This window comes from Pseudomonas sp. MF08875 (genome assembly GCF_059862525.1).
Genome location: NZ_JCBCUW010000055.1, coordinates 20,323 through 34,893 on the forward strand (window position 1 = coordinate 20,323; position 14,571 = coordinate 34,893).

A 14,571-nucleotide genomic window follows, 5' to 3' on the forward strand; every position below is an offset into this window, starting at 1 on the left:
TTACATAGATATCGCCAGGGTCCGCCCGTCACAGCGGCCGATAATCGGTGCTGCCCATTTTCACGAAGTACACCGTGGCGTAGCTCGGGTCCGGGCCGCCATGGATGCCACCCAGAAGCCTGACCAGGCGCTGTTGCTCCATCGCCTCTTTCACCGGGCCCCACACATCGTCGATGGATCTACGCCGGGAGCGAAACTGCAGCTCGAACCACCCATTGGAAAGCTGGAAAAACTCGTTGCGGGAGGTCAGGTCAACCCAGCCCCGGTCGACCCAGCGAGTGAGTATGAAATAGAGATTGTTGGACGCCGGGTGGGTGCAGACAAAATTGACCAGCGTCGATGAGTAGCCCTTGAACACGTCCCGCACCACGAAGCCTTGGCGTTGCAGGATGGTCCTGACGGCGTCCTGGGCCGCCATGGACCTTGCCTGCGAGCGCGGCAACTGCATCTCCTGTGCACTAGGCAACGGCAGCGGCAGGTCGAAATCCAGGCGATGAAAACCCGGGCCGTCCGTCGCCGCGCCCATGTAGATACCGGTTCTCGACTGGCGGTCGGTGGGCCTGAGCAGGCGCAGCAGGTCGTCGGTTTGGGCCGTGCCTGCGACCATGGACGCCTGCCAGCGGTCGAGGGTGTCGCGAAGGTTGAGCAGGCGCGTGGCGGTGCTCAGGCGCCCGTAGTCCGCTTGTTCGATGAGGCGCTCGGCGGCAAACCGGCCACTGAGCCGGGTTATCCCGGGGAACGCCCCCCGCACCGAGTCGCTGATGGTGCTGGTGAACAACGGCGTACGGGCCTGCCACTGGCCATTGCTTTCAAAGGTCATGGGAATGGCTTGCTGAGCGGTGTCGCGCCCCAGCCAGCGACTCAAATCATTGATGGCATTGCCGCTTGTGGTTTCGGTTCGCCTGAGGAAAAGGGTTTTTTCGGGGATTTTCGAGCCGTTGGGCAGCACTTCATAGTAGTACTCGCCGATCTTCACTGCGTCATAGGGCCGACGCCCCATCACCCGGAACAACTGGCGCGCCGGCAGGACTTCGTGGGGCGGGTTGTCGGCCAGGGTCAACCCCCAGGCGTGCCAATGGGTCGATGCCAGGGGCGGCTGCAACCACACACGCAACACTGGCGGCTGCGCGGGCATGCGCCATTCGGTGCCGGTGGTGGGGCTGTCCCAGGGCCGCCAACCGGGGGTAGCCTGGCGCGTCGCGGCGCGGCTGGACCCAGGTTGAGGTTCGGGGGCATCGGCACCCAGCAGCCGTTCACCGGGTTCGTCGAGGTACAGAATCAGTTCATCAGCGCTGCTGGCGTCGGTTTTTCTCAAGCGCACAAAGGGCTCGCCCTTGCGCCGGTAGACCGGGTAACGGGCGTCGCCATCGACCAGAAACTGCTGGCCATGCTTGACCTGGGTGCCCTTGTCGAAAGGGCCGCGCAGGACGATGGCGCCCTCGGCGTCGAGGGACTTTTGATAGCGTTGCAGTCCTGGCAGGGGCTTGGCCCGCGTCGGCACCGCCAGGCTGGAATGGCCCTGGTTGTGCAACGCCTGGCGTTTGCGCAGCAGGCTTAGGGCGGGCGCTGGGCGCAATTTGGCCGCTGTACCGGCCTTGGCCGGTGGATAGAGGATCAGCGCCAGGTCGACGGCCACCATGAGCGCCAGGTAGACCACGTCCACGCCATCGTGGGCATTGCCGCTGTGATACAGCCGGCGGATCGCCAGCAGCAATTCGTAAACCTGCACTAGCGATCCGAGTATCGGCACCAGGCCCAGTAGCCCACGCACCCGCGCCGCCGATTGCTCGTCCAGACGCCACTCGCGGTACTCATCCAGCGCTTGGCCCGAGTTACCACTTGCGCGCACGCGCCGCTGGCGCTTGAGCACCTGGGCGTGGGCCAACACCTGCAGCACGTCATGGCCGCTGGTCGGTGTGACGCCCAGCCACTGGCCGGGGGCGTTGGCCCGCTGCTTGGCGATCTCGTTTTCGATGTCTTGCAGGGTGACCACCGGGAACACATTCACATCGTTTAACCACAGCGATGTGGACTTGGCCACCATCCACATCCTGTCCAAATGATTGGGAAAAAGCAGCCGCCGCAGTTGCTCCAGTTCCTGGTCCCAGGCCAAGGGCGGGGCGACCGTGCGGACCGTCCCCGGATAACTCTCGATGGCCTGCGCCTCCCAACCGGCGGCCACCCGCTGGGCCAACTCCGTGACATAGGGCGGCGCGGCACAGCGTTGCATCAGTGCCTGCAAGGCCTCTTGCTCACTGGCGTGGGCGGTGATGGCCGGATGGCCTTGAACCCCCGGCCAATAGAGCACCCACACGGATGACACCTGGTCGTGAATCAGTAGCACCTCCGCCACATGTCGCGCCTTTTGCGACGTGGCGCCGGCCAGGTGGATAAACGCCAATTGCAGGCGATGGCCGTTGCGCTCCAGGTCCGCCGCGGTGCGCGCCGCCAGGGCAGTGGTGAACAGGCTCTGAGCGTTGGCCGAGAGGCCTTGTTCCCGGGCGCTGTACAACTCCACCTGGGCGCGCTGCTTCAAGACCCGCTGCAGCAGCGCCTTAACCAGCGGCTCGCCCGCGGCTGCCGTGCCATCGCCGTAGAAGGCCTGCTCGATGAGGCGTTCATAGCGCCCGCTCAGGTTCAGGTCCGACAGGGTGTCGATCAAGTACGCAGGCGAGAGCCGGGTTTTCCAGGCCGGGTCCAGGTACACCGTGTGGTTGAGGCGCCATAGGGTCCAGGGCGCGGCAGGGTCCAGGTTATGCACGGCCAGTTGCAACAGGCTGTAGGTGGTGCGCTCCTGGCTGACCCGCTCCACCGGCCCCGAGTCCCCGGCGGGGCTTTGTGGGTGGGATTGCCAGGGGCGGCTGACATCGTCAGGCATGTCGAATAGAGGCTGGTCGATATCCAGGCCGGGGTAGAGCCCGTCCCGGGTCAGGCGCGCGAGCAAGGCCGCGCGGGCATAGGTATCGAAACCCGGTAGACGCTCCAGCAGTTCATGTTCCAGTGCCTGGGCGTTGGCCAGGTAGTGCTGCAACAGATGCCGGTAGCGCCGGCGCGTCGCGGCGTCGGCGCCTGCAAACCACGGTGCCAGGGTCTTGCGGTGCTCGGCGGCGAGCCGCAGCAGGCGCACGTTGACCAGCGCCACATCCCGCGCGGCGCTGCTCGGCGCCGCCAAGCGCTCGGCCAGTTCGCGGCGCAACAACCCCAACGCCAAGCTGGCGTCGCTGACTTCACTGAAGGGCTGGCCACCCTCGTCGAGCCACTTGAGAGTCTTGAAAAAGCCCTTCACCAACCCTTTGAAGCTATAGCCCAGCACCTGTTCCTCGATCACCCCATAAGCCACCTCCAGTTTTCGCCCAGCGCCCAACGCCGCGACCTGCACCCGCACGCCGGCGCGTTCATGGCGGCCGATGCAATCCCACAGCACCGAGCCGTCGGGGCTGTTGAGGCTGGCGTCGAGGGCGCTGCTCAGTTGCGCCAGCGAGGCGAATGGGGTGAGGCCACCCTGCCCGCCCCCCACATACAACAGCACCGGTTGCCCCACGCTGTGGTCCGCCAGTGCCTGGGCGGTGGTCACCACGAAGGCGCCGGTAAGTTGGCACAACGGTTGGCCGACGCTGATGTGCAGGGCGCGGGTATCACTGGCCGGACGGCGGGTGGCGAACGACTCATCGAGCACTTCGCTCAGCAGGTCCAACGCTGCGCTGTCGATCAGGTTCAGGCGCTGTTGCAGCCGCATTTCATCTCGCAGGGCCTGGCGTTGCAGCACCAGGTGCAGCACCGCGTGGCTATGCCCGGCCTTGGCCTTTTCATTCCAGAACGGGCGCTGATCGAAGCGCGCGACCTGTTGCTCGATGTAGTCATGCAATTGCGTCACTCGCGCCTGCCAGTGCTCCTGCAAGACCACCCACTGACTGAAGGCTTCGGTCTCGGCCGCCGGGTCAGCGCTGTCCAGCAGGCCCAGCAGGCCGTTTTCGTAGCGCCGCACCGCGTGCTCGCGGGTGCGCACCGCCAGGCTCGCGGCCAGGGCATCGAAGCTGATCTCCGGCGCGCGGCGTTGCTCGTCCCAGCCCAGGAGGCGCTCCAAGGCCCGACGCAGGTTCGGACAACCCACGCCTGCGCTGCGGTCGGCCTCTACGTGGGCGATCAGCGGGGCCAATCCCTGCTCCGGGGGCGTGTCGCCGCGGATGCTCAGCCAGGCCAGGTCGATGCCCAGGGCACAGGCCAGTTCGTTGTCCCTTTGCAGGTGCAGCAGGCTACTGGCGCTGTCGCCCACGGCGTCGCCAGCAATCAAGGCCACCGGGGTAAAGCTGAACGGCATCGGCTGGCGGAAGCGAGCATCAAGCAGGTCAGTACGCCAACGCAGGGGCAGGCGCTGCCACAGCCGGGCCTGATCGTGGCCATTGAGCAACGCGGGCAGCTTGAACTCCAGCTCGGCCAGGGAGGCAAACTCATGGAACTCGCGCGTCAGCCCTGGCACGTACACCACTTGCTGGCTGTGCTCGGCGCCGGGGGCATAGGCGATATGCAGCGCACCGCCAATGGCCACCCGGGCCTGGCCCTCCCCAGCCCATACCAACTCGCGCACCTGCACCTGGGCCCAGGGCCCGCCGGCCAGGGCGCGATCCTCGGGCGTGGGGGCGTCGAGCAAACGCTGGACCAGGTCGAACCCGGTCTCGGACAACTCGTACAACTGGTGGGCGATAAACGCCTTGTCCGCCAACAGGCTGCGGTACAACGCCCGCCATTGCGCCGTGCGCGAATGCCGGGCGCCGTCCGCCAGTTGCGCCCAATACTGGTCGGTGGCCGCCTGCACCTGCGTGCGTAAATCCAGCGCCAGGAGGCGGGCGCGGGTGCCTTCGGGCGCAGTCTCGTCCCCGGGAGGCTGGCGCATCAGGCGCAACGCCCACTCTAAGGCGCTTGCCGATAACCGGGGGGCGTCAGGGGCATCGGGTTCCAGAAACAACACCGTCTCGGGAGCCAGGCCCAAGTGCTGTTGCACCGCCTCGCCCACCCACGTTGCGATACGCGGCGCCCGCTCGATCAGGCGCCGCAGGGCACGGGCCGCTTCGCTGCAGCGCAGGTGCGCGGCGTGCAGGTCGTTGATAAAGCGGCTGGGGTGGGCGGCCTCTTCGAGGCGGCGGGTCAGGCAATCGCGCACGCGCGCCTGAAACCCGTCGTGCTCAAGCCACGGCAGGTGGTCGCCGGGCTCGGCCAAAGGCGTGGTCGGTGGGGTCATGTCGGGCCTCTTCGCGCAGTCAAAACCCGAGCCTAAAACCCCACGCAGCGCGCCGTGCCCTAGATAGTTAACGCCTGGGCCACGGTAAATCCCGGGCGAAAAAAAGCCCGCAGTGTGAGCGGGCGAAAGACCAGAGAAGCTCGATGCGCGAAAGCTTCTTTAAGTGAGATGGCTAGCTTGGGGTTTAGCTACCTCGGTAGGTCGAATAGCTATAGGGCGAAATCAGCAGCGGCACGTGGTAGTGCTCCTGCTCGGCGCTGATGCCAAAACGCAGCACCACCACATCCAGAAACGCCGGCTCGGGCAGTGCCACACCACGGGCGCGGTAGTAATCGCCGGCATGGAATTGCAGTTGGTAAACGCCCGTGCGGTAGTCCTCGCCTTGCAGCAGCGGCGCGTCGCAACGGCCATCGGCGTTGGTCAGCGTGCTGGCGACCAATTCCAGCTGCGAACCCTCGACCCGATACAGCTCGACCTTGATCGAGCTGCCAGGGCAACCGTGTGCGGCATCCAATACGTGAGTAGTCAAACGTCCCATTGATTCTGCGGGCCCTTGTGCGGTGTGTACCGCCAGGCCTCGCGCCTCCCGGAGTCAGTGAAATGTGGAGGCCGCACCGTTTCAGATCGTGAAAAGGTGCGGCGCGGAGCTGATTAAGACACTTTCAACAAAAATTGTACACAATAGATCCAGATTTTTTTCCACGCTTCAACCCAGGGCTGCCGTCACCGGGAGACAGCCCCCCGCCACAGGCGGCCCAGACCTTTCGTCCAACAACTGACTAACGAGGCAGGTTTCTTGCAGTGCTCCCCGGCCAACCCGAAAATGAAATTGGGGAAAAAACAGGCTTACAAATTGAATATAAACTTGTATACAATCAGCCCATCGCTGTGACGCCAGCCTGCCCCTCCACCGTCAGGCCGCCACGCCACCCTTTGCTACTGACCTAGCCACGAACAAGAAGGAACCACGCAGTGAGCGCTGACTACCCACGCGACCTGATCGGCTACGGCCCCAACCCCGTGCACCCACACTGGCCGGGCAATGCCCGTATCGCCCTGTCCTTTGTCCTTAACTATGAAGAAGGCGGCGAGCGCAACATCCTGCACGGTGACAAGGAGTCGGAGGCCTTTCTGTCGGAGATGGTCTCGGCCCAGCCGCTGCAAGGCGAGCGCAACATGAGCATGGAGTCGCTGTACGAGTATGGCAGCCGTGCCGGCGTGTGGCGGGTTCTGGCGCTGTTCAAGCAATTCGACATCCCGCTCACCGTGTTCGCCGTGGCCATGGCTGCCCAGCGCCACCCGGACGTGATCCGCGCCATGGTCGCCGCCGGCCACGAGATCTGCAGCCACGGCTACCGCTGGATCGACTACCAATACATGGACGAGGCCCAGGAGCGCGAGCACATGCTCGAAGCCATCCGCATCCTCACCGACATCAGCGGCGAACGCCCGCTGGGCTGGTACACCGGCCGCACCGGGCCCAACACCCGGCGCCTGGTGATGGAAGAAGGCGGCTTCCTCTACGACAGCGACACCTACGACGACGACCTGCCCTACTGGGAAAGCCGCAACCCCACCGGCAAGGCGCACCTGGTGATCCCCTACACCCTGGACACCAATGACATGCGCTTCACCCAAGTGCAGGGCTTCAATACCGGCGACGACTTTTTCAACTACCTCAAGGACGCTTTCGACGTGCTCTACGCCGAAGGCAGCGAGGCGCCGAAGATGCTTTCCATCGGCCTGCACTGCCGCCTGATCGGCCGCCCCGCGCGCCTGGCCGCCCTCAAGCGCTTTATCGAATACGCCAAGGGCCACGAGCAGGTGTGGTTCACCCGCCGCGTCGATATCGCCCGCCATTGGCACGACGTCCACCCATTCCAAGGGGCCGCGCAATGACCGCTTTCCAAACCCTCAAGCCTTCGACGTTGAGCCGCGAGGCCTTCGTCGAGGCCTTTGCCGACATCTACGAACACTCACCATGGGTGGCCGAAAAGGCCTTCGAGCTGGGCCTGGACCCTTCGATCGACGAGATCGAAACCCTGCACCAGCGCATGAGCGACATTTTGTTGAGCGCCGACCACGCCAGGCAACTGGCGCTGATTAACGCTCACCCGGACCTGGCGGGCAAAGCGGCCATCCAGGGCCAACTGACCGAAGCCAGCACCAGCGAACAGGCTGGCGCCGGTATTCACCAATGCTCGAGCGATGAGTTCCAGCGTTTCACCGAGTTGAACGAGGCCTACAAAGCCAAGTTCAAGTTTCCCTTCATCATGGCGGTAAAAGGCAGCAACCGGCACCAGATCCTCGCGGCGTTCGAAACGCGCATCCACAACCCGGTAGACACCGAGTTCCAGTGCGCGCTGAGCGAGATCAACAAAATCGCCCTGCTGCGTTTACTGACCCTATAGCGAGCCTGGCCCGAGCGGCACACAACGCCCCGTCGCCCAGGGCCCTGCAAGCATCCCAAGCCACTTTATTAAAGGCAGACAAGAAGAATGAAAGCTTACGCCGTACCTTTCGAGAAGTTCGTCAACCTGGCCGATGCCCGCCTGGGCACCAAGATCGTTTCGGTCACCGATGACTGGTTCGCCGATGCCAACCGCATGTTCCAGCCGACCCCGGCCGTATGGAAGGAGGGCGTTTTCGATGACAACGGCAAGTGGATGGACGGCTGGGAGTCGCGCCGCAAGCGCTTTGAAGGCTACGACAGCGCGGTGATCCGCCTCGGCGTGCCGGGCCAGATCAAAGGCCTGGACATCGACACTTCATTCTTCACCGGCAACTTCCCGCCCTCAGCGTCCCTGGAAGGCTGCTTCCTGGCCGACGGCGAGCCGGGCGAAAACACCCAGTGGAGCGAAGTGCTGTCGGCGGTGGAGTTGCAGGGCAACAGCCACCACTACCACGAGATCAACAACGAGCAGGCGTTCAGCCACCTGCGTTTCAACATCTACCCCGACGGCGGCGTTGCGCGCCTGCGGGTGTACGGCATTCCGTTCCGCGATTGGTCGGCGGTGGGCGACAACGAACAGCTCGACCTGGCCAGCGCCCTCAACGGCGGCCGGGCCCTGGCCTGCTCCGACGAGCACTTCGGGCGCATCAGCAACCTGCTCAACCCGGGCCGTGGCATCAACATGGGCGACGGCTGGGAAACCGCACGCCGCCGCACGCCGGGCAATGACTGGGTGATCGTCGCCCTGGGCCATGCCGGCGAAGTGGAAAAAATCGTCGTCGACACCCTGCACTTCAAGGGCAACTACCCTGATAGCTGCTCGATCCAGGGCGCATTCGTCAAGGGCGGCACCGACAGCCAGATCGAAACCCAATCGCTGTTCTGGCGGGAACTGTTGCCCAGCCAGAAGCTGGAAATGCACGCCGAACACACCTTCGCCGAGCAGATCAAGGCCCTGGGCCCGATCACCCACATCCGCCTCAACATCTTCCCGGACGGTGGCGTGAGCCGCTTGCGCATCCTGGGCAAGGTGGCCAAGTAAGCGACAACCCGATCGCGAGCAGGCTCGCTCCCACAGGGGAATGAATTCCAGTTGGGGGAGCGAGCCTGCTCGCGATAGCACCAGAGCAAACAACACAGAACCCTGAATAAGAAGAACAGCATGCGCACACTCACGATCGAACCCTTAAGCAAAGAAGCCTTCGCCCCCTTCGGTGACGTGATCGAAACCGACGGCAGTGCTCACTTCATGATTAACAACGGTTCGACCCTGCGCTTCCACCGCTTGGCCGAGGTTGAAACGGCCCTGCCCGAAGACAAGGCGATCATCAGCATCTTCCGCGCCGAGGCGCAGGACATGCCGTTGACCCTGTGCATGCTGGAGCGCCATCCGCTGGGCAGCCAGGCTTTCATCCCGCTGCTCGGCAACCCCTTTCTGATCGTGGTCGCGCCCGTTGGCGATGCACCTGTATCAGGCTTGGTCCGCGCCTTCCGCACCAATGGCAGGCAGGGCATCAATTACCATCGCGGCGTCTGGCACCACCCGGTGCTGACGATCGAAAAGCGGGATGACTTCCTGGTGGTTGATCGCAGTGGCACAGGCAATAACTGCGATGAGCATTTTTTCAAAGAGGATGAGCGGTTGATCCTTGCCCCCCACCAATAAGAGAAGGCCCGCACACCCCACGACGAGGGTGTCGGGCAAGAGGTAAGCACTGTGGAAGCACATTTGATGGAATGGCTGAACCTGAGCGTGCGCTGGGTTCACATGATTACGGGCGTGGCCTGGATCGGGGCCTCGTTCTACTTCGTCTGGCTGGAGAACAACCTCAACCGGGTAAACCCCAAGGATGGCCTGGCGGGCGATCTGTGGGCGATCCACGGTGGCGGTATCTACCACCTGGAAAAATACAAACTGGCCCCGCCGACCATGCCGGACAACCTGCACTGGTTCAAATGGGAAGCCTATTTCACCTGGATGTCGGGCGTCGCGCTGCTGTGCGTGGTGTTCTACGCCAACCCCACGCTCTACCTCCTGGCCCCGGGCAGCAGCCTGAGCGGCCCCGAAGGCGTGCTACTGGGCCTGGGCTCGCTGTTCGTCGGCTGGTTCGTCTACTCCTTTTTGTGCGACTCGGCCCTGGGCAAGCGCCCTGCCCTGCTCGGCCTGATCCTGTTCGTGCTGCTGATCGCGGCAGCCTACGGTTTCAGCAAGGTGTTCAGCGGCCGTGGCGCGTACCTGCACGTGGGCGCCGTAATCGGCACCATCATGGTCGGCAACGTGTTCCGCATCATCATGCCGGCCCAGCGCGCGCTGGTGGCCGCCATCGCCGAGAACCGCAGCCCCGACCCGGCATTGCCGGCCAAGGGCCTGTTGCGTTCGCGGCACAACAACTACTTCACCCTGCCCGTGCTGTTCATCATGATTAGCAACCACTTCCCCAGCACCTACGGCAGCCAGTACAACTGGCTGATCCTGGCCGGGATCGCGGTGGCGGCGGTGTTGGTGCGCCATTACTTCAACACCCGCCACAACAGCAATAAGTTCGCCTGGACCCTGCCGGCCGGCGCACTGGCGATGATCTGCCTGGCCTACGTCACCGGGCCAAAACCCGTGGCCCTGGCCCCGGACACCGCCAAGGCCCCGGCCGCCATCGAGTACCAACCCCTGCCGGAAACCGCCCTGGGTGGCGGCGCCAAACCTGCCGCGGCCGCGGCCCCGGCGCAGCAACCGCAAGCGGCCAACGCCCAGGCCGGCAGCGGCGACTTCAGCAAGGTGCATAGCGTGATCCAGGAACGCTGCGCCGTGTGCCATTCGGCCAAGCCCACCAGCCCACTGTTCAGCGCCGCGCCGGGCGGGGTGATGTTCGATACCCCGCAGCAAATCCAGCAACAGGCTGCGCGCATCCAGGCCCAGGCTGTCGCCACGCAAATCATGCCGCTGGGCAACATCACCCAGATGACCCAGCAGGAGCGTGACCTGATCGGCGCCTGGATTGTGCAGGGGGCGCCCACGAACTGATCGCCCCCTGGCGAGGGTGATTTATTGTGGGGGCAGGCCCGCCCCCACCATTAGCCCTGGCACGCCTGCCTTCCCCTGACAGGCAGGCGCCAGCCGCTGCAGGCCAAACCCTACAAAAATAAAAAAAGATCCGAGGTGTTGCATGTCCGTGTTATCCCCCACGCACGTCGCCGACGCGCCTGCCATCCAACGTCTGCCGCTGTTGCAGTTGATCCTGGTGGGCTTGCAACACGTCCTGCTGATGTACGGCGGCGCCATCGCGGTGCCGTTGATTGTCGGCCAGGCTGCGGGCCTGAGCCGCGAAGAAATCGCCTTCCTGATTAACGCCGACCTGCTGGTGGCGGGCATCGCCACCGTGGTGCAGTCGCTGGGCATCGGCCCCATGGGCATTCGCATGCCGGTGATGATGGGCGCCAGTTTCGCCGCCGTCGGCAGCATGGTGGCCATGGCCGGCATGCCGGGCATCGGTTTGCAGGGGATTTTCGGCGCGACCATCGCTGCCGGCTTCTTCGGCATGCTGATCGCACCGTTCATGTCCAAGGTGGTGCGCTTCTTCCCGCCCCTGGTCACCGGCACCGTCATTACCTCCATCGGCCTGTCGCTGTTCCCGGTGGCGGTGAACTGGGCCGGGGGTGGCAACGCCGCCGCCGAGTTCGGCTCGCCGATCTACCTGGCCATCGCCGCCCTGGTGCTGGGCACTATTTTGCTGATCCACCGCTTCATGCACGGTTTCTGGGTGAACATCTCGGTGCTCATCGGCATGGCCCTGGGCTACGTACTGTGCGGCGCGCTGGGCATGGTCGACCTGAGCGGCATGGCCCTGGCGCCGTGGCTGCAATTCGTCACCCCGCTGCACTTCGGCCTGCCGCAGTTCCACCTCGCGCCGATCCTGTCGATGTGCCTGGTGGTGGTGATTATCTTCGTCGAATCCACCGGGATGTTCCTGGCCCTGGGTAAGATCACCGGCCAGGACGTCACCCCGCGCATGCTGCGCCGGGGCCTGCTGTGCGACGCCGGCGCGTCGTTCTTCGCCGGGTTCTTCAACACCTTCACCCATTCCTCCTTCGCCCAGAACATCGGCCTGGTGCAGATGACTGGGGTGCGGTGCCGCTCGGTGACCATCGTCGCCGGGCTGTTTCTCATCCTCCTCAGCCTGCTGCCCAAGGCTGCGTTCCTGGTGGCGTCGATTCCCCCGGCGGTGCTGGGTGGCGCGGCAATCGCCATGTTCGGCATGGTCGCCGCCACGGGCATCAAGATCCTCCAGGAAGCCGACATCGCCGACCGCCGCAACCAGTTGCTGGTGGCCGTGAGCATCGGCATGGGCCTGATCCCCGTGGTGCGCCCGGACTTTTTCGCGCACCTGCCCCTGTGGATGAGCCCCATCACCCACAGCGGCATCGCCATGGCCACCCTCAGCGCATTGGCGCTGAACCTGCTGTTCAACATCCTCGGCGGCAGCCACCGCGCCGCCGCCAGTGAGTGCAGCGCCCACCCCCATTGATCGACCCGGGCGCGGCAAACGCGCCCCGCATCGCCACCGGTTCCACCTGCAACACCCATGACGGCGCTTGATCGCACGCGGTCAGCGGTCTGCCTGCGCCTTTAACAATAAAAACAATCAGGGAGCACACCGATGAAACTCACCCCCTCACGCCTGTTGTTGGGCGGCGCACTGCTGGCGGCCGGCCCGGCCATGGCCGGCGACCTGCTGCTGTGGCAGACCAACAGCCTGAGTTACCTGTATGGCAAGAACTTCGCCATCAACCCCGCGATCCAGCAAACCGTGACCTTCGAGCACGCCGACAAATGGAAGTACGGCGACAACTTCCTGTTCGTCGACAAAATTTTCTACAACGGCGCCGAAGACCGGAACAAAGGCGCGCACACCTTCTACGGCGAGTTCAGCCCGCGCCTGTCGATGGGTAAGATCTTCGACCGCAGGTTCGAGCTCGGCCCAATCAAGGACGTACTGCTGGCCATGACCTACGAGTACGGCGAAGGCGAAAGCGAGGCCTACCTGATCGGCCCGGGCTTGGACCTGGCGGTGCCGGGTTTCAACTACTTCACCCTCAACGTCTACCGCCGCCAGACCGAAGGCCCACGCCCCGGCGATGGCGTGTGGCAAATCACCCCAGCCTGGTCCTACAGCATCCCCCTGGGCCGCTCCAACCTGCTGATCGACGGCTACCTGGACTGGGTGGTGGACAACGACCAGAACGCGCGCGGCACCTACCACGCCAACCTGCACATCAACCCGCAGATCAAATACGACCTGGGCAAAGCCTTGAACTGGGGCGAAAAACGGGTCTATGTCGGCGCCGAGTACAGCTACTGGAAAAACAAGTACGGCATCGCCGACAGCGCCAACCTGGACACCAACCAAAACACCGCGAGCCTGCTGCTCAAGGTGCATTTCTAAAATGCCCGGCAATAGCGCGCCCACATTGCTGGCGGTGCGCTGTTGCAGGGCACTTGAGCCGGGCCGTGGGAGCCAGTATTCTCCGCGCCCGCGCCGCGGCACGGCTGACCCAGCCGTACCGCCCGAACCTGACCGGGCAGCCAACTTATCCAGGCCCCGGTTAATTCAAAGGCGTCCCGAACACAACAAAAAAACACTCCCACTCGGTTGTTTTGCGGACAGCCGACGGGCGTTGTTTGGTTTTCGCTTCACCTTGGCTCAGCGCTTGCAAAGCACAGCAAAGCTGACCAACCGGATAACTTTTAACTGCAGTGAAAACAGGCGCCACAGCAGAGCGCTGACTGAAGAACAACGTAGAACCACCAACTTTTGGGAGCAACCGAATGAAACGTACCGTGAACAGTGTGATGCTCGCTGCCGGCCTGCTGGCCGGCGGCCAGGCCATGGCGGGCGACCTGCTGCAATGGCAGAACAACAGCCTGACGTACCTGTATGGGCAAAACTTCGAAGTCAACCCCGAAACACAGCAGACCTTCACCTTCGAACACGCCGATGGTTGGAAGTACGGCGACAACTTCCTGTTCGTCGACAAGATCTTCTACAACGGTAAAAAAGACAGTAACTCGGGCCCCAATACCTACTACGGCGAGTTCAGCCCACGCCTGTCGTTCGGCAAGATCTTCGACCAGAAAATCGAGTTCGGCCCGATCAAGGACGTGCTGCTGGCCATGACCTACGAGTTTGGCGAAGGCGACAACGAGTCCTACCTGATCGGCCCGGGTTTCGACCTGGCCATCCCCGGTTTCGACTTCTTCCAGTTGAACTTCTACAACCGCCAGACCGAAGGCCCGCGCGCCGGCGACAACGTCTGGCAGATCACCCCGGTATGGGCCTACACCATTCCCGTGGGCAAGTCCGACATCCTGATCGACGGTTTTATCGACTGGGTCGTGGACAACGACCAGAACAGCAAGGGCACCTACCACGCCAACTTGCACATCAACCCGCAAATCAAATACGACCTGGGCAAAGCGCTCAACTTCGGCGAGAAGCAGTTGTACGTGGGTATTGAATACGACTACTGGAAGAACAAGTACGGCATCAAAGACAGCCAGTATTTCGACACTGACCAGAACACCGCCAGCTTGTTGGTGAAGTTGCACTTCTAAACAACATTCTCGTCTATAGCCAGCGGGCCTGCCCGCTGGCTACTCCTGCGACAAAAACTCGTGACCTCTAAAATTAAAAGTTCCCGCTTTGCTCAGCCGACTAACGCACAAGCAGCACATCAAACATACTCCCCTGGCATGCGAATATAGGCCCTGAATTCATAGAATAAGCGCAACGCTTGAAACGAGAGGCAGAGAGCCAGCCACCGGTAGAATCCAGGCTCTCACACCGAAGGATTCAAGCGCAGATGACTACGCATTACCGGCAGCTGACTC

Annotated in this window: 10 protein-coding genes; 8 read left to right on the forward strand and 2 right to left on the reverse strand. The window is 63.5% G+C overall.

The genetic code is table 11. From position 1 onward, the window contains the following. Positions 1-28: 28 nt before the first annotated feature. Complete coding sequence (locus AC19YT_RS24240) at positions 29-5,236, reverse strand: dermonecrotic toxin domain-containing protein (protein WP_500611147.1); 5,208 nt, start codon at positions 5,234-5,236, stop codon at positions 29-31. Positions 5,237-5,420: 184 nt separating this feature from the next. Then, a complete protein-coding gene (gene uraH, locus AC19YT_RS24245; protein ID WP_500596993.1) occupies positions 5,421-5,774 on the reverse strand; it encodes a hydroxyisourate hydrolase in 354 nt (117 codons plus the stop codon). 434 nt (positions 5,775-6,208) lie between these two features. On the opposite strand from uraH, the gene puuE reads away from it, so the two are divergent. The 8 genes from puuE to AC19YT_RS24285 all read left to right on the forward strand — a co-directional run bounded on the left by puuE (position 6,209) and on the right by AC19YT_RS24285 (position 14,295). Continuing rightward, complete coding sequence (puuE, locus tag AC19YT_RS24250; RefSeq protein ID WP_095107432.1) at positions 6,209-7,135, forward strand: allantoinase PuuE; 927 nt, start codon at positions 6,209-6,211, stop codon at positions 7,133-7,135. Further along, on the forward strand, positions 7,132-7,647 hold the full coding sequence (gene uraD / locus AC19YT_RS24255; protein ID WP_500611148.1) for a 2-oxo-4-hydroxy-4-carboxy-5-ureidoimidazoline decarboxylase: 516 nt from the start codon (positions 7,132-7,134) through the stop codon (positions 7,645-7,647). The genes puuE and uraD overlap by 4 nt, the downstream gene beginning before the upstream one ends. Positions 7,648-7,734: 87 nt before the next feature. Next, a complete protein-coding gene (alc, locus tag AC19YT_RS24260; RefSeq protein WP_095107430.1) occupies positions 7,735-8,730 on the forward strand; it encodes an allantoicase in 996 nt (331 codons plus the stop codon). A gap of 120 nt (positions 8,731-8,850) precedes the next feature. After that, positions 8,851-9,354, forward strand: coding sequence for an ureidoglycolate lyase (locus AC19YT_RS24265; protein ID WP_095107429.1), 504 nt, complete (start codon positions 8,851-8,853; stop codon positions 9,352-9,354). A gap of 51 nt (positions 9,355-9,405) precedes the next feature. Beyond that, entirely contained in the window at positions 9,406-10,707 is a 1,302-nt protein-coding gene (locus AC19YT_RS24270; protein ID WP_500611149.1) for a urate hydroxylase PuuD, read from the forward strand. A gap of 142 nt (positions 10,708-10,849) precedes the next feature. Continuing rightward, complete coding sequence (locus AC19YT_RS24275; RefSeq protein WP_095107427.1) at positions 10,850-12,208, forward strand: nucleobase:cation symporter-2 family protein; 1,359 nt, start codon at positions 10,850-10,852, stop codon at positions 12,206-12,208. A gap of 132 nt (positions 12,209-12,340) precedes the next feature. Continuing rightward, positions 12,341-13,126, forward strand: coding sequence for an outer membrane protein OmpK (locus AC19YT_RS24280; RefSeq protein WP_500611150.1), 786 nt, complete (start codon positions 12,341-12,343; stop codon positions 13,124-13,126). A 383-nt stretch (positions 13,127-13,509) separates the two neighbouring features. Then, complete coding sequence (locus AC19YT_RS24285; protein WP_500611151.1) at positions 13,510-14,295, forward strand: outer membrane protein OmpK; 786 nt, start codon at positions 13,510-13,512, stop codon at positions 14,293-14,295. The last annotated feature ends 276 nt before the right edge of the window (positions 14,296-14,571 follow it).

Excerpts from the sequence above, each read along its gene's own strand:
- AC19YT_RS24240 (WP_500611147.1), bottom strand. The coding sequence starts at position 5,236 with ATGACCCCACCGACCACGCCTTTGGCCGAGCCCGGCGACCACCTGCCG.
- uraH (WP_500596993.1), bottom strand. The coding sequence starts at position 5,774 with ATGGGACGTTTGACTACTCACGTATTGGATGCCGCACACGGTTGCCCT.
- uraD (WP_500611148.1), top strand. The coding sequence starts at position 7,132 with ATGACCGCTTTCCAAACCCTCAAGCCTTCGACGTTGAGCCGCGAGGCC.
- alc (WP_095107430.1), top strand. The coding sequence starts at position 7,735 with ATGAAAGCTTACGCCGTACCTTTCGAGAAGTTCGTCAACCTGGCCGAT.
- AC19YT_RS24265 (WP_095107429.1), top strand. The coding sequence starts at position 8,851 with ATGCGCACACTCACGATCGAACCCTTAAGCAAAGAAGCCTTCGCCCCC.
- AC19YT_RS24275 (WP_095107427.1), top strand. The coding sequence starts at position 10,850 with ATGTCCGTGTTATCCCCCACGCACGTCGCCGACGCGCCTGCCATCCAA.
- AC19YT_RS24280 (WP_500611150.1), top strand. The coding sequence starts at position 12,341 with ATGAAACTCACCCCCTCACGCCTGTTGTTGGGCGGCGCACTGCTGGCG.
- AC19YT_RS24285 (WP_500611151.1), top strand. The coding sequence starts at position 13,510 with ATGAAACGTACCGTGAACAGTGTGATGCTCGCTGCCGGCCTGCTGGCC.